Source organism: Streptococcus mitis (assembly GCF_002096755.1).
GTDB lineage: Bacteria > Bacillota > Bacilli > Lactobacillales > Streptococcaceae > Streptococcus > Streptococcus mitis_AC.
On sequence record NZ_NCVF01000026.1, the window covers coordinates 415,083 to 431,800 of the forward strand.

Consider the following 16,718-nt stretch of genomic DNA (forward strand, 5'->3'; position numbering starts at 1 on the left):
CTTTCTGATTGCAAATGGAAACCTGAGGCCAAGACCCCAGGTTTTTCTTATTCATAGGTTACAACTGTGACGGCACCCTTGTCATACTCAGCGATAAAGATATTGGCCACATTGTCATGTCCTTGTTTGCTTAGATTATCAAGCAGCCACTCTTCGCTACGGCCAATCGATTCCAAAACATCGACTTGGATCACACCGTCAGTCACAACTGGATACTTAGGATTTTCATCCCCCATTTGGACCACGATGAGTTGGCCATTTTGCTCCTGCACAGCGCATTTGACCTGTTTCATCTGGAAAATCCCTTGGCTACGAAGTTTGAGAGCAACTTCTGCTGCAGACAAACCAACTGAACGACAGGCTTCTGGGGCAATCTGCCCATTTTTAATGAGGAGAGTTGGTTTCCCATCAATCAAGCGTTTGACAAAACGAACATTGTTATTAAGCCACTTGAGTGTCAAAACCAAAATAGTCCACATCATCAGAATCACTGCATACTGGAGAATGCTAATAGAACTATTGTAAATTACCCCACCGATGATACCACCAAGAACATAGTTCTGAATTTGGTCTGTCGCAGAGTTAGGTGCTAGGTTCCCCTTTCCTGTCACATTAATAACAAAAACAAGAGAGAAAAGACCCAAGGCCAGTTTGATTAAAATTTCCATATAGTTGAGTGTCATTTGTTTACCTCCACCAATTCAATAGCGTCTGTTTGATGCAATTCTAATTTCTCTAAAAGATACTTGTCTGGTTGGCTCCCGTTCATGGCGCGGTAGAAATTTGGACCTACCTTGACAAGCGCTCCATCAGTGGCAGCTGAAGTATTAACGTAAACTTCTGATTTATCCACCCCCAAGTCTTTAGAAACAACCTCTATGAAATGAAGGGAAGTTTGAAATTGATTGTTAGAGGCTTGATTGGTCTGGTATTTTGAAATTGTCACCAAAAGCATGGCTACTAAGGTCAAGGCTAAAATCATGACCAATTCCCGAAACTTAGTCCCCTTTTTATCACGATAAGCCTTAAAAGCAAAAAATCCTGTGATAGCTAGGAGCACAATCCCAAAGCCAATCATGATTCCATTTTGCTGACTGATTTGGCTAAGTACATAGTCATACGAGTAAAATTTCATTTATTTTCACTCCCTTTCATAAAATCATTCTTCATTATAAACGAAAGAGAGTGATTTTTCAAGCCATACGTTGGGGAAATAGACCTTTTTTTGGTATAATAAAATCTATAATCTGAATGAAAAAGGTAACTTTATGAAACTCATCTCATGGAATATTGATTCCCTCAATGCTGCCCTAACCAGTGACTCAGCTCGTGCCAAATTGTCCCAAGAAGTCCTACAAACCTTGGTCGCTGAAAATGCTGATATCATTGCTATCCAAGAAACCAAGCTTTCTGCCAAGGGGCCTACAAAGAAACACTTGGAGATTTTAGAAGAACTCTTCCCAGGCTACGCAAACACGTGGCGCTCTTCACAAGAACCTGCCCGGAAAGGCTATGCTGGAACCATGTTCCTCTATAAGAAAGAACTCTCACCCACTGTCACTTTCCCAGAAATCGGTGCCCCTTCTACCATGGACTTGGAAGGTCGTATCATCACTCTAGAATTTGATGATTTTTTCGTGACCCAAGTTTACACTCCAAACGCTGGCGACGGTCTCAAACGCTTGGAAGAACGCCAGATCTGGGATGTCAAATATGCGGAGTACTTGGCTGAACTAGACAAAGAAAAACCAGTCCTTGCGACCGGTGACTACAATGTGGCCCACAATGAGATTGACCTTGCAAATCCTGCTAGTAATCGCCGTTCACCAGGATTTACCGACGAGGAACGTGCTGGATTTACCAACCTTTTAGCAACTGGATTTACCGACACCTTCCGCCATATTCATGGCGATGTTCCAGAACGCTACACTTGGTGGGCACAGCGCAGCAAGACTTCTAAAATCAACAATACAGGCTGGAGAATCGACTACTGGCTCACAAGTAACCGTCTCGCAGACAAGGTCACTAAATCTGATATGATTGACTCAGGTGCTCGCCAAGACCATACACCGATTGTCTTGGAGATTGAACTCTAAGGAGAAAACGAATGGACTATCAAGCTGTCATTCCTGAATTTGTAGTATCTGACATCGAAAAATCACGCCACTTCTACTGCGACCTGCTAGGATTCTCTGTCGAATACGAGCGTCCAGAGGAGAAATTTCTCTTCCTCTCGCTTGAAGACTGCCAACTTATGCTAGAAGAAGGCAGCGCAGAAGAATTAGCTCAGCTGACCTATCCTTTCGGACGCGGTGTCAATATTTCCTTTGGCATTGCAGATGTTCCTCAGCTCCACCAAAAACTGCTGGAAGCTGACTATCCCATCCATCGTCCCCTGACAAAAAGAGAATTTCGAGTAGGAGATAGCTTTATATATCCCCATGAATTTGCAGTTTTGGATCCAGATGGTTATTTTTTAAGATTTAGCGAGTAGAATAATAAAGATTGGGAAAAAGTCTTTAAAATTAGAAAAAGGCATATTGTCAGGTGTTTAAAAACCTAATAATATGCCCTTTTATGATGGAAAAACCTTCTAAATGTTAGCCAATAAGTTAATTTTTCCCTATTCTTATTATATTTGTTCGTTTTTTAAAGCAAAACACTAACAAAACATTTGATTTCTAAAGTTATTTAGTGTAAAATAAAAACATTGGCTCAAGCCTATTTAAAATTGAATATCATTTTACTTGTTTATGTCGTGAATTGGCACGACGTTTCTACAAGGTGCCGGAACACCTAACAATAAGTAAGTCAGCTTGAGGGGATGGTCTTTTTTGCCATGCCTATTTTGGGGACTTACTTAGAGATTAAGTAGGTCTTTTTTCTATCAGTTTTTACTTGATAGGAATCTGGAACAAGCAAATGGATTGGCTTTTAGACTTTAGGAGGTCTTATGAAATTATTAGAAGAGCGCATCCTCAAGGATGGGCATATCTTGGGTGACAACATCCTCAAGGTGGATTCCTTTTTAACCCACCAAGTTGACTTTAGCTTGATGCGAGAGATTGGTAAGGTTTTTGCGGAAAAATTTACTGCTGCTGGCATTACCAAGGTTGTAACCATTGAAGCGTCGGGTATTGCCCCAGCTGTTTTTACAGCTGAAGCCTTAAATGTCCCTATGATTTTTGCTAAAAAAGCTAAGAACATTACCATGAACGAAGGTATCTTAACTGCCGAAGTTTACTCCTTTACCAAGCAAGTGACCAGCACCGTTTCTATCGCTGGAAAATTCCTCTCACCAGAGGACAAGGTCTTGATTATCGACGATTTCCTTGCTAATGGCCAAGCTGCCAAAGGCTTGATTCAAATCATCGAACAGGCCGGAGCCACAGTCGAAGCTATCGGTATCGTGATTGAAAAATCTTTCCAAGATGGCCGTGATTTGCTTGAAAAAGCAGGCTACCCTGTTCTATCACTTGCTCGTTTAGATCGTTTTGAAAATGGTCAGGTCGTATTTAAGGAGGCAGATCTCTAATGCAAACTCAAGAAAAACACTCGCAAGCAGCCGTTCTTGGCTTGCAGCACTTACTAGCCATGTACTCAGGATCTATCCTAGTTCCCATCATGATTGCGACAGCCCTTGGCTATTCGGCTGAGCAGTTAACCTACCTGATTTCCACAGATATCTTCATGTGTGGGGTGGCAACCTTCCTCCAACTCCAACTCAACAAATACTTTGGAATTGGACTACCAGTCGTGCTCGGAGTTGCATTCCAGTCGGTCGCTCCCTTGATTATGATTGGGCAAAGCCATGGTAGTGGTGCTATGTTTGGTGCCCTTATCGCATCAGGGATTTACGTGGTTCTTGTTTCAGGCATCTTCTCAAAAGTGGCCAATCTCTTCCCATCTATCGTAACAGGATCTGTTATTACCACGATTGGTTTAACCTTGATTCCTGTCGCTATTGGAAATATGGGAAATAACGTTCCAGAGCCAACTGGTCAAAGTCTCTTGCTTGCAGCTATCACTGTTTTGATTATCCTCTTGATTAATATCTTTACCAAAGGATTTATCAAATCTATCTCTATTTTGATTGGTTTGGTTGTTGGAACTGCCATTGCTGCTAGCATGGGTTTGGTGGACTTCTCTCCTGTTGCAGCAGCACCTCTTGTCCATGTCCCAACTCCACTCTACTTTGGGATGCCAACCTTTGAAATCTCATCTATTGTCATGATGTGTATCATCGCAACGGTGTCTATGGTTGAGTCTACTGGTGTTTACCTAGCCTTGTCTGATATCACAAAAGACCCAATCGACAGCACGCGCCTGCGCAACGGTTACCGCGCAGAAGGTTTGGCCGTACTTCTCGGAGGAATCTTTAACACCTTCCCTTACACAGGATTTTCACAAAACGTTGGTTTGGTTAAATTATCAGGTATCAAGACTCGCCTGCCAATCTACTACGCAGCTGGTTTCCTCGTTCTCCTTGGACTCCTTCCTAAGTTTGGTGCCCTTGCCCAAATCATTCCGAGCCCTGTCCTCGGTGGTGCTATGCTGGTGATGTTTGGTTTTGTATCTATTCAAGGGATGCAAATCCTCGCCCGTGTTGACTTTGCTAACAATGAACACAACTTCCTTATCGCAGCAGTTTCAATCGCTGCAGGTGTCGGACTCAACAACAGTAATCTCTTTGTCAGCATGCCGACAGCCTTCCAAATGTTCTTCTCAAACGGAATCGTCGTAGCCAGCCTACTCGCCATTGTCCTCAATGCAGTATTAAATCATAAGAAGAAATAAAAAAAAAGAGGTGCGAGCCTCTTTTTTGTTTCTCTATATCCTTACCTGTCTATCTTCTGACCGATGACCTGTGACAAACATGGTAAAGGTGGCTTTACAAACATTTCTGCCTTCTTGATTGGTGATATCGACATCCACGACACAGGTTGTGCGACCTTGATGGACACATTCTCCTTTAATGGTCAGCACATCGTCAAGTTTTCCTGCTTTGAGGTAGTTGATAGAGGACTGGAGCGTCACCCCATCAAGCCCCAGCGAGATAACCACCAAACCACTGATTTGGTCACAAAGGGTAAAGAGATAGCCACCATGGGCATTGCCATAGTAGTTGAGCGACGAGTCCACTACTTTGGTCGTCACCACAACGTGACCATCTCTCATTTGTTCTATTTCGTAATTTTCAAAGGCAGATATAGCATCAAAATGAAAATCTTTCATCGTTTCCTCCTGATATTTCAAACGACACTATGATACTACTTTTTATAGGACTGTGCAAGGAGAAAGCTCCTAGTCTGGCAAAATTCCGACCTGTTCTACAAAGCGCATAAAAGCTGCCTGTCCTTGTTCTGTCTGCTTGTAAACCCCTGCATCCTCAAGTACACGAGCAAAGATAGTACCAACAGAGTCCTTGACGATTTCAAGGGCTTTTTCTTTATCCGCTAGGTCTGGATATTGGGCTCTAAGTTGGTCAGCCCATTCCTGATGATAATCGGCAACTGTAACAGCTTCTCCTACAAGATAGCTAGCTACTTGCTCCACTTCTGCTTTCAGACGTGGTGGCAAGATAGCCAAGCCCATGACCTCAATCAAGCCGATATTTTCCTTCTTGATATGTTGAACATCCTTGTGGGGATGATAGATGCCATCAGGATGTTCTGCAGAAGTCTGATTGTCTCTCAAGACCAAGTCCAACTCAAATTGTCCATTGCGTTTACGTGCAATTGGTGTGATGGTGTGATGCGGTGTCCCGTCTGTCTCTGCCAAAATCTGCACTTCAGGGTCTGAATACTGGCGCCATTCTTGCAAAATCTTATCAGCTAAGTTGATCAAATCTTCTTTGGAACCCGAAGTCAAACGTAGGACAGACATAGGCCACTTGACAATCCCAGACTTGACCTGCTCAAAACCAGCAAAAGAGAAAGTCTTTTGCAAGGGAGCCAATTCCATAGGAAAAACATGTCGTCCCCCCTGATAGTGATCGTGAGTTAGAATAGAGCCCCCCACAATCGGCAGATCGGCATTAGATCCTGCAAAATATCCTGGAAACTGCTCTACGATAGCCAACAAACGTTCAAAGCTCTGACGACTAATCGCCATGGGACGATGCTGGCCGTCTAAGAAAATACAGTGCTCATTAAAATAAGCATAGGGCGAATACTGGAAGCCCCACTCCTGACCAGCCATTTCAAAACGGATAATACGGTGGTTACTGCGAGCTGGGTGGTTAACTCGACCATGGTAGCCTTCATTTTCAATACAGAGCTGACACTGAGGATAATTACTAGCTTGCACCAACTTGGCTGCCACAATCTCTTTCGGATCCTTTTCAGGCTTAGAGAGGTTGATGGTAATTTCAAGTTCACCGTAATCAGATGGAACACGATAAGCGATATTTTTAGCAATGGCCTTGAGTTTGATGTAGTCATTCTTCTGACTGAGTTGGTAGAAATCCGCTATCGCTTGCTCAGGAGATCGGGCATAGGTCGCCCAAAAGTCACGATTGACCTGACTTGGACAAGGGGTCACCAAGTCCATCAGTTCAGCACCAAGAATTTCACGCGCAGTCTGACTATCCTCAATCGTCTCTAATCGAACGGCTTCCTCAACCAGCTGGTCCTTGAGGTCAATCAATTTATCCAGATTGGTCTCAACTTCCAAAACACCATCTCCCACTCGTGCCAAAACACGATTAGTCAGGTAGATTCGATCCATTTCCTCAAAGGTACTTTCAGTAATAACATGTGTTACAAATTTATCTACTAGGGTCACTATAGAGCCTCCTTTGGACTAGTCAAGGACGCGAGTGCCACCTGCAACTTCAGCGATATAGAAGCTTGGAGCGTATCCAACGACTTCCTCGTAGTGTTTGCCTACAGCTTCCTTAAAGGCCTCAACAGCATCTTTTTGCACCAAAGCAATGGCACATCCGCCAAAACCTGCCCCTGTCATACGAGCACCGAGAACTCCTTCTTGTGCCCAAGCTGTATGAACAAGAGTATCCAATTCCAAACCAGTTACTTCATAGTCATGCTCTAGGGAAACGTGTGACGCATTCATCAAACGACCAAATGTTTCCAAATCTCCTGCTTGGAGGGCTGCTTGAGCTTTAAGGGTACGTTGATTTTCAAGCACAGCATGGCGAGCACGTTTCAAACGATTTTCATCTTTAATCAGATAGCTATATTGGTCAAAGGCCCACTCGTCCAACTCACCCAATGTCTGAATATCCAAGGCAACTTGCAATTCTTCTACTGCTTTTTCACACTCAGCACGGCGTTCATTATATTTAGAATCCGCCAATTCACGACGTTTATTGGTGTTCATAATAACAACGACATTGTCCTTCAAATCAAGTGGCACCAAATCATACTCTAAGGTGTTGGTATCAAGGTAAATAGCACGTTGGTCTGCACCCATACCGATAGCAAACTGGTCCATAATGCCAGAGTTGACTCCGATAAAGTTGTTTTCTGTTTGTTTTCCAATTTTTACCAAATCCAAACGGTCTAGTTTTAAATCAAAGAGATGCTCTGCCACAACCCCAGTCAAAAGTTCCAAGGACGCTGAAGAAGACAAGCCAGCACCATTTGGGATATTCCCATAAACATAAAAATCAAAACCTTTGTCAATCACATGTCCAGCTTCTTGCAAGAAATGAAGAACCCCTTTTGGATAATTGGTCCAGTTGTGCTCTTTTTCAAACTTGAGATCCGCTAAAGGCACTTCGATGATGCCCTTGTCTTCAAAGTTAGCTGAGTAGAAACGTAAAATTTGGTCGTCACGCTTACGAGCTGCACCATAAGTTCCCAAAGAAATAGCAGCTGGAAAAACGTGCCCACCGTTGTAGTCTGTGTGTTCACCAATCAAATTGATACGACCTGGTGAAAAGAAGGTTTGGTCTGCTTCTTGACCAAAAACAGCAAGAAAGTCTTTGCGAAGAGCTTCAGCAGTAAGATGTTGTGTCATATGATTTCTCCTTTTACTGTCCGTTAAGTCACCTTAACGTGTAATCGTTTTCTTCTATTGTATCCAAGGGATTTCCCAAGGTCAATCATTTTTACTAAAATTTTACTAAACTATCAGTAAAAAGCAGAAAAATATGATATACTAACCTTAAAGAAGGAGGATTTATGGCTACTTTAAAAGACATTGCACAGCTAGCCTCTGTCTCTATCGCGACCGTATCCCGCGTCCTCAATCGCGACCAGAGCCTATCTGTTACAGAAGAAACCAGACACCGTATTTTAACTGTTGCTGAAGAGTTGGGCTACACTAAGCACCTCAAGACAGGCGAGTCCCACAAGCCCAAGCAAAAGATTGCCATTATCCAATGGGTCAGCGAACAAGGGGAACTGGACGACCTCTACTACTACCAGATTCGCCTAGGCATAGAAAAAAGAGCCCAAGAACTGGACTATGATATTTTACGCTATTTTAATGACCATCCTTTTACACTGAGCGAGGAAGTCATCGGGATTCTCTGCATCGGAAAGTTTAGTCGAGCTCAGATCTCTGCCTTTGAAGAATACCAAAAGCCTCTTGTCTTTCTAGACAGTGATACTCTTTCACTAGGACATACCTGCATTATCACGGACTTTTACACTGCCATGAAACAGGTTGTCGATTATTTCCTCAGTCAAGGGATGGACCGTATCGGAATTTTAACCGGCCTTGAGGAAACAACTGACCAAGAAGAAATCATTCAGGACAAGCGACTTGAAAATTTTAAGAACTACAGTCAAACAAAAGGAATCTATCATGATGAACTGGTCTTTCAAGGAAGCTTTACTGCCCAGTCTGGCTATGACTTGATGAAGGAAGCCATTCAGAGCTTGGGAGACCAACTCCCACCAGCATTTTTTGCTGCCAGTGATAGTTTAGCCATCGGTGCCCTCCGTGCGCTCCAAGAAACTGGAATCAGCCTGCCAGACCGCGTCAGTCTTATTTCCTTTAACGACACCAGCCTGACCAAACAGGTCTATCCACCCCTCTCTAGCATCACCGTCTATACCGAGGAAATGGGCAGAGCAGGCATGGATATTCTTAATAAAGAAGTACTCCACGGTCGCAAAATCCCTAGCCTAACCATGTTGGGAACCAGACTGACTCTGAGAGAAAGTACAAGGAATGAATAGGATAACAAAACGACCTCTAGCGAGGTCGCTTTTCTAATGATGATGCCCATGCTTCTGCTCTAATTCTCTCACCCTCCGCTTATGTTGCGCATGATTGCTTTGACTGCTATCTACTTCAATAGTGATATTCTGCACGCCTCTTTCTTCTAAACATTGACGCACCACTTCTTTGGTTTCCATCATCTGTTCCCAGTCCTTGATACAAATGTGAACAATAGCATTATTCTCTAGACCATCCATGGACCAAATGCTAAGTTGATTGACACTGTTGACATTGGGTAGAGCCTCTAAATCCTTCTCCAAATCACTTGTCTCGACTCCTTCTGGCACAGCATCTAGGAAAATTTTCAGTGCGCTCCAAAAGCGAGGAATGGCTTTCGACAGAATAAAGATAGAAATAACTAGTGATAAAAGCGGATCGAGGATATACCAGTCCGTAAATCGAAGAATAATCGCCATTAGAATGACGGCCAACCAACCAAGAGTGTCTTCCAAAAAATGCAGGCTAAGAATTGACTCGTTCTTTGTTTTCCCCTTACGAACTACCAGACTTGCTAGCACATTAATGGCTACTGCAATGATTCCCAGCCAGAGGATGCCTTCCTCATTGACGGGTTGCGGGTGAACAATCTTTGTGACATTTTCCAAGATCACTAGGACAGACCCTATCATAAGAATCACAGCCGTTAGCATGGCTCCTAAAAGACTAAAACGTTTGTAACCCAAGGTGTACTGTCTATCTTCTTCACGGTTTGAAATTGTTTCTAAAAGGGCTGAGATGCCAATGGCTATAGCATCTCCCAAGTCATGAACGGAATCAGCAAGAACTGCACTCGAACCAAAGATTCCTCCTGCGATAAACTCAACAATCGCATAGCTTAAATTTAAGAAAAAAGCTAACCAGATAGATGTTTTAGAACTCATTTCTCTCCCTCCTTTGGTATAATGGGTATATACATACTTCTTTCATTTGTATTATCTAATAAAATTCAAAGAAAGGATAGAAGCAAACTGTCAGCCATGTTCAGTTCTGAACAGTTTGTCTCAAGTGTCTACATGCCAAAAAGAGACCGTCGAGTCAGCAAGACGAAAAAAGCCATCTATCAAGCTTTTTTACAACTTTTGAACGACAAAGGCTATGATGCCACTACTGTTCAGGATATCATTGACCTAGCAGATGTTGGGCGTTCTACTTTTTACTGTCACTATGAAAGCAAGGAACTCCTTTTAGATGAGCTCTGTCGCTACCTCTTTCATCATCTCTTTGAAAGGGAAGGACACTTTACTACCGAGGACTACCTCGCACATATCTTTTTACATTTTCAGAAAAACCAGGACCATGTTACCAGTCTGCTATTTTCCAAAAATGACTACTTCCTCCGTCAACTCCATAAAGAGCTAGAACACCATGTCTATCCCATGTTGGCTGATGAGTTAAAAGAAGCCCACACTAATCTGCCTACTTCTTACCTCCAACACTTGGTCGTGTCCAACTTTATCGAGACATTGACCTGGTGGCTCAAAAAAGGACAAGACTTTACATACCAGGAAGTTGTCCAGTTTTATCTAGACCTTCTCATTCCTAAAAATTGAATACAGAGTAGAGCTCAGTTGCCTTATTTCTAGGCTACTGAGTTTTCATCTTTTCAACAATCAAAAAAGCCCAGACAACATTGTCTGAGCAGTTTTCTATATGGTCGTTTAACAAAGTTGAGTTTGACATTTTCAAACTATTTCTTCAACAAACCTTGTTCTTGTAGAAACTCCTTGGCTACTTGTTCTGCTGACTTGCCTTCAACACCGACTTGGTAGTTGAGCTGGCTCATCTGGCTTTCAGTAATTTTACCAGCCAATTTATTGAGAACTGTTTCCAACTCTGGATGTTTCTTGAGAAGAACTTCTTTCATGAGTGGAGCCCCTTGATAAGGTGGGAAGAGTTGCTTGTCATCTTCCAATACCTGTAAATCATAACGTGCCAATTCCGCATCGGTCGAATAGGCGTCCGTGATTTGAATATCACCTGACTGAATAGCCTGATAGCGAAGGGCTGGTTCCATGGTCGCTACATTGAGATTGAGACCATACATTGATTGCAAGCCCTTATTGCCATCTTCACGGTCATTAAACTCGAGAGTAAATCCAGCCTTCAACTGCCCTTCCACTTTTTTCAAGTCCGAAATGGTCTTCAAGCCATATTCTTGAGCAATCTTTTTCGGAACAGCTACAGCATAGGTATTTTGATAAGACATGGGTTTGAGATAGGCTAGATGATTCTGTTTGGCAATACCATCACGCGCTACCTGATAAACCTGATCTGGCTCATGACCCACTTTCGGTGATGGTTGTAGCAAACTTTCAGTCACCGTTCCTGTAAATTCAGGATAGATGTCAATATCGCCTTTTTTCAGAGCTTCATAAAGAAAGCTTGTTTTCCCAAAATTTGGTTTTACAGTCGCAGTCATGCTGGTATTTTCTTCAATAAGGAGTTTATACATATTGGCCAAAATTTCTGGTTCCGGTCCCAATTTCCCAGCAATAACCAAGTTTTCTTTCTCTTTTTGAGCTAGTAAGGCTGGACTATAAGACAGACCGAGCAATATTGTCACCAAGGCAAAACCAGAGAAAATCGTCCGCAATTTTGCTTTTTCCATCACTTTTAGTAGTAAGTTAAAGGCAATAGCCAGCACTGCAGAAGAAAGTGCCCCAATCAAAATCAGACTGGCATTATTACGGTCAATTCCCAAAAGGATAAAGGAACCTAGTCCCCCTGCACCAATCAAGGCCGCCAAGGTGGCCGTACCGATAATCAAGACGGCCGCTGTGCGAATCCCAGACATCATAACAGGCATGGCAAGTGGAATTTCAAACTTCTTGAGTCGCTCCCATCTAGTCATCCCAAAGGCAATCCCAGCCTCTTGCAGACTTGGATCAATTCCCTTCAACCCAGTGATGGTATTTTGTAAGATCGGGAAAATCGCATAAATCACTAGCGCTGTTAAAGCCGGCAAGGTTCCAATTCCCATCAAGGGGATAAAGAGCCCCAACAAGGCCAGAGACGGGATAGTCTGGAAAATCCCTGCAATCTGCAAGACCCAATCCGCTAACTTCTCATGATATCGAAGATAAACAGCCAAAGGAATCGCTATAAAGATGGCCAGCAACAAGGTCAAAAGTGACAACTGCAAATGTTGAGATAGAGCTGTCAACCAATCACTAAAACGATTCTGAAAAGTTGCAATTAAATTAGTCATGAACACTACCTCCAAACAAGTCTGCTACAAAATCTGTTGCAGGAGCTTTTAAAATAGTCTCGGGATTCGCTACCTGGCGAATCTCTCCATCCTGCAAGACAGCAATACGGTCCGCCAATTTCAGAGCTTCATCCGTATCATGGGTTACAAAAATCGTTGTCATCCCAAATTCTTTATGCAATTCTTTCGTCAGAATCTGCAACTGTTTTCTCGAAATAGCATCCAAGGCTGAAAAAGGTTCATCCATGAGGAGAATCTTAGGCTGACCAATCATAGCACGAACAATACCGACCCGTTGCTGTTCTCCACCAGATAATTCATTAGGAAGTCGATGTCCATACTCAGCCACTGGTAAACCAACCTTAGCCAAAAGCTCTTCTGTTTTCTGAGCAATTTCTTCCTTAGTCCATCCTTTCATCTCAGGAATCAGGGCAATATTTTCCGCAACCGTTAGATTTGGAAAGAGAGCAATGGCCTGTAAAACATAACCAGTAGAGAGACGAAGCTCACGCTCGTCATAGTCTTTGATGCGCTTGCCATCCATGTAAATATTTCCATCAGTTGGTTCCAAAAGACGGTTAATCATCTTGATCATGGTCGTCTTACCTGATCCAGATGGCCCAACTAAAACCATAAATTCCCCATTCTCAATCCGTAAATTAACATCTCTCAAGACATCTTTTTCTGTGTAACGTAAAGCTACATTTTTGTATTCAATCATTCTGTATCCTCAATTTAAAACTTCCCTCGATTGGTCAAATCTTCTACCTTAGGCATGACTTCCTTATTATCCCAATGTTCCACAATTTTCCCGTTTTCTAGTCGGAAGATATCGTACTGGGCATAGGCAACTCCACCAATCTGATTCTGACCATAGCTAACCACATAGTTTCCTTGTCCTAAGAGTTGGAAAACAAAGTCAAAAGTGGCCTTTACTTATAAACAGCTAATTTGCTCCATTTTAAACCTCATTTTCCTCCTCTTTCAGATTAACCAAAATTCTTTCTTGAAAGGCTTCAAACTGACGAATTTCTTCCTCGGTGAATCCTTTATAAAAGATCGTATCCAATTTCTGACTGACACGATGCCCCACTTCTTTCTGAGACTGCCCCAACTCTGTTAAAACCAAATACTTCTTACGCTTATCTTCTCCACATGGACTAATAGTTACAAGATTTTGTTCCTCTAGTTTTTTAATCATCGTCGTCAGAGTATTATTAGCAAGCCCAGTCGCAAGCGCAATATCTGTCGCAGTTGCGCAGCCAGTTTCACTATTCCATAAAACCGCTAAAATCTTCCCCTGTTCACTCCGATAAAGAGCATCAGGATCTTGGCTCAGTAACTTTTGAAAAAGCCGCCCATTCAACAAACGAATATGATGAGCTAGCAAATGACTATCTTTCATGACACCTCCAATTTATTTCCATATCGAAACGAATAAAACAATTGTAACACTCATCGTTCCAACTGTCAACTATTTCGATTTAGAAATAATTTTTCCCAGTAAAAAAATCTCCTACCCAAGGTAGAAGATTTCAATCTTATAAAACTTAATCCGTCATGTCTGATACCAACGTTCGATGCTCCAATGGAACACTGCACATAACTAGCAAGAAAATGAAACCTGACTGAATCCAGAAGAGGGCCAAGTCAAAGATTCCGTGCACAGCAACCACTGTAAGGAAAGATAGATAAAGACCGATAATCGGGCGTTTCCCCGACTCCTGACTCATATCCATCATCAAGCGAACAGGAGCCACAGAAGACAAAACTAGTAAAATAGTCCCTACAATTCCGTAACTCAGAATCGTATCAATATAAAGACTGTGAGCATGTTCATGATAAGGAGCATTTATCCGAGGATACGAGTGCATGTAGGTCAATGGCCCTTCACCCCAAAAAGGATTTTGCTTAAACAAGGCCATCCCAGCATCCCAGATAGAAATGCGTTCTTCCATAGAAGAGTCTAAAGTCCCCATCCGAACTCCCAAATCACTAGAAAAGAGGAAGCTCAAGCCAATCGCAAAGACCCCAATACTAAGCCAAAAGGCCTTCCAGTTTTTAATGGTCGTAAAGAGATAGATAATGGCACCAGCGATAATAGCAGGAAAGGCAGTTCGATTTTGCGTAAAGTTCAAACCAAAGAGATTCACAAAGCCTGCAATCACACAGAATACTTTCAACCAATTCAACTTGGTCGTTGTAAACAGATAGAAGGCAATCATGATACAGAAACAACAAATAATTCCATAATAATTAGGATTAAAGAAGGTCACTTCTGCACGATTCTGATGCCACACCTGCATGTTAGGTGAAAGAAAAGCATAGTTGAATTTCTTCACAATTTGGAAATGTTCTAAACTCGCAAAAGCAGCTGACAAAACGCTACCAAACAAGACGAGCTGCAAAATCAATCGAAAGAATTTATGTGATAAAATCGACTGATAATGCAAAAAGAAAACAGTAAATAGAAAAATTCCTACTGAAGCCACAACTCCCATCCAATTTTGTGCAAAAACGGATATAACAGTACTATAGCCAAGAAAAAGAAGCAGCATCGGATGCTCCCCCATTTTCTGAAGAATACTTTTCATGTCTCCTGTGAAAATTAAACTGATAATATATAAACAGAATACAACTACAAAAAGATAAAAGGGTAAAAAGATACTCAGGATAATTCCCAATAAAATCAGCTCTTTACTAGACAACCCTTTCAGCTTTTCAATAAAGCCTATTGATTTCAAAATGAATCCTTTCTCTCCAAATCAGTTGATTCAGATAATAGTAAGCTATCCTATATTGTACCACTTTTTTAGCAATTTGAAAACAAAGGAAACGCTTCCTAGTTAAAAAAGGAGCAAAAATACTGAGATTTCACACCTCAAGCTTAATGACTACATTTACTCTAAGAAAATCATACCGTAAATACTAGGCATATGTTAAAATAGTAGTAATTAAGCAACTAGCCAAACTAGATTCAAATCAGATACTATTCCTAAAGAAAGGAAACACTATGAAATCTTACCAAGCTGTCTACCAAATTCTAGCTAAAGATGCCAACTATATCAGCGGAGAAAAAATCGCAGAAGAACTATCCCTCAGCCGAACATCAATTTGGAAAGCCATCAGGCGGCTAGAACAAGAAGGCATTGAAATTGATAGTATCAAAAACAAAGGCTATAAACTGGTGAGTGGAGACCTTATTCTTCCAGAGATTCTAGAAGAAAACCTTCCAATTAAAGTCAGTTTTAAACCCGAAACAAGATCAACACAACTCGATGCAAAAGAAGCAATTGATTTAGGAAATGAAGCAAACACCCTCTATCTAGCTTCCTATCAAACAGCAGGACGAGGCCGTTTTCAACGCTCCTTCTACTCCCCACAAGGTGGCATTTATATGACCCTCCATCTCAAACCAAATCTCCCTTACGACAAATTACCATCCTACACACTACTTGTAGCAGGAGCTATCTACAAAGCCATTAAGAACCTAACTTTAATAGATATCGACATAAAATGGGTCAATGATATCTACCTCAAAAATCAAAAAATTGGAGGAATCCTCACTGAAGCAATGACCTCTGTGGAAACTAGCTTAGTCACAGATATCATTATTGGAGTAGGAATCAACTTCACTATTAATGATTTCCCACAAGAATTAAAAGAAAAAGCTGCTAGTTTATTTAAAACACCAGCACCTATTACCAGAAATGAATTAATCATAGAAATCTGGCGCACTTTCTTCGAAACACCAGCAGAAGAACTATTATACCTATACAAAAAACAGTCATTCGTTCTAGGAAAAGAAGTTACTTTCACACTAAATCAAAAAGACTACAAGGGACTTGCTAAAGATATCTCTGAAAGTGGAAAGCTTCTAGTTCAATGTGATAACGGAAAAGAAATCTGGCTCAATAGCGGAGAAATATCACTCAAGAGTTGGAAGTAATAATAAACTAGCACAACCATAAAATCGACAATATATAAAGATTTTAGCTTTTCTGCAGCCCACTACAGTTGACAAAGAGCGCAAAAAACTTCAGATAAGTAATCCAATTAAGTTTTACAAATCTGAAGTTTTTATTCTACAATTCTTAAAAATACAAAAAAAGAGTTATAAACTCTCAATAAAACGGAGAATAAGGGATTCGAACCCTTGCGCCAGTTACCCGACCTAACGATTTAGCAAACCGTCCTCTTCAGCCTCTTGAGTAATTCTCCTATTAATGGGCACGAGTGGACTCGAACCACCGACCTCACGCTTATCAGGCGTGCGCTCTAACCACCTGAGCTACGCGCCCAAGTTAAAAACTTG

Annotated in this window: 17 protein-coding genes, 2 tRNA genes, 1 pseudogene and 1 riboswitch; of the genes and pseudogenes, 7 read left to right on the forward strand and 13 right to left on the reverse strand. The window is 41.7% G+C overall.

All coding sequences use genetic code 11. The annotated features are described in order from the left end of the window. Positions 1-47 precede the first annotated feature (47 nt). Positions 48-683, reverse strand: a complete 636-nt coding sequence (locus tag B7700_RS10725) for a DUF421 domain-containing protein (RefSeq protein ID WP_084888829.1) — start codon at positions 681-683, stop codon at positions 48-50. Next, complete coding sequence (locus B7700_RS10730; RefSeq protein WP_000675331.1) at positions 680-1,135, reverse strand: DUF3290 family protein; 456 nt, start codon at positions 1,133-1,135, stop codon at positions 680-682. Before B7700_RS10730 ends, B7700_RS10725 begins: the two co-directional genes overlap by 4 nt. 133 nt (positions 1,136-1,268) lie before the next feature. Here B7700_RS10730 and B7700_RS10735 point away from each other — a divergent pair, with 133 nt between their 5' ends. The 4 genes from B7700_RS10735 to B7700_RS10750 all read left to right on the forward strand — a co-directional run bounded on the left by B7700_RS10735 (position 1,269) and on the right by B7700_RS10750 (position 4,797). After that, positions 1,269-2,096 carry an exodeoxyribonuclease III gene (locus B7700_RS10735; RefSeq protein ID WP_084888831.1) on the forward strand — a complete coding sequence of 276 codons (828 nt, stop codon included), beginning with the start codon at positions 1,269-1,271 and terminating at the stop codon, positions 2,094-2,096. Between the two features lie 11 nt (positions 2,097-2,107). Beyond that, complete coding sequence (locus B7700_RS10740; RefSeq protein ID WP_000386217.1) at positions 2,108-2,494, forward strand: bleomycin resistance protein; 387 nt, start codon at positions 2,108-2,110, stop codon at positions 2,492-2,494. Between the two features lie 233 nt (positions 2,495-2,727). Continuing rightward, positions 2,728-2,823: riboswitch (purine riboswitch) on the forward strand. A gap of 130 nt (positions 2,824-2,953) precedes the next feature. Beyond that, the gene (locus tag B7700_RS10745; RefSeq protein WP_004256023.1) at positions 2,954-3,535 is read left to right on the forward strand and encodes a xanthine phosphoribosyltransferase; all 582 of its coding nucleotides are present in this window, start codon (positions 2,954-2,956) and stop codon (positions 3,533-3,535) included. Beyond that, positions 3,535-4,797 carry a nucleobase:cation symporter-2 family protein gene (locus B7700_RS10750; RefSeq protein WP_001194477.1) on the forward strand — a complete coding sequence of 421 codons (1,263 nt, stop codon included), beginning with the start codon at positions 3,535-3,537 and terminating at the stop codon, positions 4,795-4,797. Before B7700_RS10745 ends, B7700_RS10750 begins: the two co-directional genes overlap by 1 nt. 33 nt (positions 4,798-4,830) lie before the next feature. Here B7700_RS10750 and B7700_RS10755 read toward each other — a convergent pair whose 3' ends face one another. The 3 genes from B7700_RS10755 to B7700_RS10765 all read right to left on the reverse strand — a co-directional run bounded on the left by B7700_RS10755 (position 4,831) and on the right by B7700_RS10765 (position 7,983). Continuing rightward, positions 4,831-5,235 (reverse strand): PaaI family thioesterase, encoded by a 405-nt coding sequence (locus tag B7700_RS10755; protein ID WP_070842884.1) that lies wholly within the window; start codon positions 5,233-5,235, stop codon positions 4,831-4,833. A gap of 69 nt (positions 5,236-5,304) precedes the next feature. Next, complete coding sequence (locus tag B7700_RS10760) at positions 5,305-6,786, reverse strand: UDP-glucose--hexose-1-phosphate uridylyltransferase (protein WP_084888833.1); 1,482 nt, start codon at positions 6,784-6,786, stop codon at positions 5,305-5,307. Positions 6,787-6,804: 18 nt separating this feature from the next. Beyond that, positions 6,805-7,983: a galactokinase gene (locus B7700_RS10765; protein WP_084888835.1), complete on the reverse strand. Its 1,179-nt coding sequence runs from the start codon at positions 7,981-7,983 to the stop codon at positions 6,805-6,807. A 164-nt stretch (positions 7,984-8,147) separates the two neighbouring features. Here B7700_RS10765 and galR point away from each other — a divergent pair, with 164 nt between their 5' ends. Beyond that, positions 8,148-9,152, forward strand: a complete 1,005-nt coding sequence (gene galR / locus B7700_RS10770) for a DNA-binding transcriptional regulator GalR (protein ID WP_084888837.1) — start codon at positions 8,148-8,150, stop codon at positions 9,150-9,152. A 33-nt stretch (positions 9,153-9,185) separates the two neighbouring features. Here the strand turns inward: galR and B7700_RS10775 are convergent, their stop codons facing one another. Further along, complete coding sequence (locus B7700_RS10775) at positions 9,186-10,076, reverse strand: cation diffusion facilitator family transporter (RefSeq protein ID WP_000095928.1); 891 nt, start codon at positions 10,074-10,076, stop codon at positions 9,186-9,188. A gap of 132 nt (positions 10,077-10,208) precedes the next feature. Between B7700_RS10775 and B7700_RS10780 the strand changes: the two genes are divergently transcribed. Beyond that, positions 10,209-10,745 (forward strand): TetR/AcrR family transcriptional regulator, encoded by a 537-nt coding sequence (locus B7700_RS10780; protein ID WP_004235331.1) that lies wholly within the window; start codon positions 10,209-10,211, stop codon positions 10,743-10,745. A gap of 137 nt (positions 10,746-10,882) precedes the next feature. Here B7700_RS10780 and B7700_RS10785 read toward each other — a convergent pair whose 3' ends face one another. From B7700_RS10785 to B7700_RS10805, 5 genes and pseudogenes are all read right to left on the reverse strand, one after another. Beyond that, positions 10,883-12,403 (reverse strand): ABC transporter permease/substrate-binding protein, encoded by a 1,521-nt coding sequence (locus B7700_RS10785; protein WP_084888839.1) that lies wholly within the window; start codon positions 12,401-12,403, stop codon positions 10,883-10,885. Then, positions 12,396-13,124, reverse strand: a complete 729-nt coding sequence (locus tag B7700_RS10790; RefSeq protein WP_084888841.1) for an ATP-binding cassette domain-containing protein — start codon at positions 13,122-13,124, stop codon at positions 12,396-12,398. Before B7700_RS10790 ends, B7700_RS10785 begins: the two co-directional genes overlap by 8 nt. A gap of 14 nt (positions 13,125-13,138) precedes the next feature. After that, positions 13,139-13,330: pseudogene (locus tag B7700_RS10795) on the reverse strand (nuclear transport factor 2 family protein); the annotation flags it as partial. Between the two features lie 34 nt (positions 13,331-13,364). Continuing rightward, on the reverse strand, positions 13,365-13,808 hold the full coding sequence (locus B7700_RS10800) for a MarR family winged helix-turn-helix transcriptional regulator (protein WP_000655212.1): 444 nt from the start codon (positions 13,806-13,808) through the stop codon (positions 13,365-13,367). Between the two features lie 145 nt (positions 13,809-13,953). Next, positions 13,954-15,147, reverse strand: a complete 1,194-nt coding sequence (locus B7700_RS10805) for an O-antigen ligase family protein (protein WP_004238796.1) — start codon at positions 15,145-15,147, stop codon at positions 13,954-13,956. 269 nt (positions 15,148-15,416) lie between these two features. Here B7700_RS10805 and birA point away from each other — a divergent pair, with 269 nt between their 5' ends. Further along, on the forward strand, positions 15,417-16,352 hold the full coding sequence (birA, locus tag B7700_RS10810) for a bifunctional biotin--[acetyl-CoA-carboxylase] ligase/biotin operon repressor BirA (RefSeq protein WP_084888843.1): 936 nt from the start codon (positions 15,417-15,419) through the stop codon (positions 16,350-16,352). A 184-nt stretch (positions 16,353-16,536) separates the two neighbouring features. Here the strand turns inward: birA and B7700_RS10815 are convergent. Beyond that, positions 16,537-16,624 (reverse strand) — tRNA-Ser (locus tag B7700_RS10815). A 6-nt stretch (positions 16,625-16,630) separates the two neighbouring features. Next, a tRNA-Ile gene (locus B7700_RS10820) sits at positions 16,631-16,704 on the reverse strand. Positions 16,705-16,718: the final 14 nt, after the last annotated feature.

Coding starts and splice junctions, on each gene's coding strand:
- birA (WP_084888843.1), top strand. CDS start 15,417: ATGAAATCTTACCAAGCTGTCTACCAAATTCTAGCTAAAGATGCCAAC.
- B7700_RS10755 (WP_070842884.1), bottom strand. CDS start 5,235: ATGAAAGATTTTCATTTTGATGCTATATCTGCCTTTGAAAATTACGAA.
- B7700_RS10740 (WP_000386217.1), top strand. CDS start 2,108: ATGGACTATCAAGCTGTCATTCCTGAATTTGTAGTATCTGACATCGAA.
- B7700_RS10765 (WP_084888835.1), bottom strand. CDS start 7,983: ATGACACAACATCTTACTGCTGAAGCTCTTCGCAAAGACTTTCTTGCT.
- B7700_RS10735 (WP_084888831.1), top strand. CDS start 1,269: ATGAAACTCATCTCATGGAATATTGATTCCCTCAATGCTGCCCTAACC.
- B7700_RS10730 (WP_000675331.1), bottom strand. CDS start 1,135: ATGAAATTTTACTCGTATGACTATGTACTTAGCCAAATCAGTCAGCAA.
- B7700_RS10800 (WP_000655212.1), bottom strand. CDS start 13,808: ATGAAAGATAGTCATTTGCTAGCTCATCATATTCGTTTGTTGAATGGG.
- galR (WP_084888837.1), top strand. CDS start 8,148: ATGGCTACTTTAAAAGACATTGCACAGCTAGCCTCTGTCTCTATCGCG.
- B7700_RS10785 (WP_084888839.1), bottom strand. CDS start 12,403: ATGACTAATTTAATTGCAACTTTTCAGAATCGTTTTAGTGATTGGTTG.
- B7700_RS10780 (WP_004235331.1), top strand. CDS start 10,209: ATGCCAAAAAGAGACCGTCGAGTCAGCAAGACGAAAAAAGCCATCTAT.
- B7700_RS10745 (WP_004256023.1), top strand. CDS start 2,954: ATGAAATTATTAGAAGAGCGCATCCTCAAGGATGGGCATATCTTGGGT.
- B7700_RS10725 (WP_084888829.1), bottom strand. CDS start 683: ATGACACTCAACTATATGGAAATTTTAATCAAACTGGCCTTGGGTCTT.
- B7700_RS10775 (WP_000095928.1), bottom strand. CDS start 10,076: ATGAGTTCTAAAACATCTATCTGGTTAGCTTTTTTCTTAAATTTAAGC.
- B7700_RS10790 (WP_084888841.1), bottom strand. CDS start 13,124: ATGATTGAATACAAAAATGTAGCTTTACGTTACACAGAAAAAGATGTC.
- B7700_RS10750 (WP_001194477.1), top strand. CDS start 3,535: ATGCAAACTCAAGAAAAACACTCGCAAGCAGCCGTTCTTGGCTTGCAG.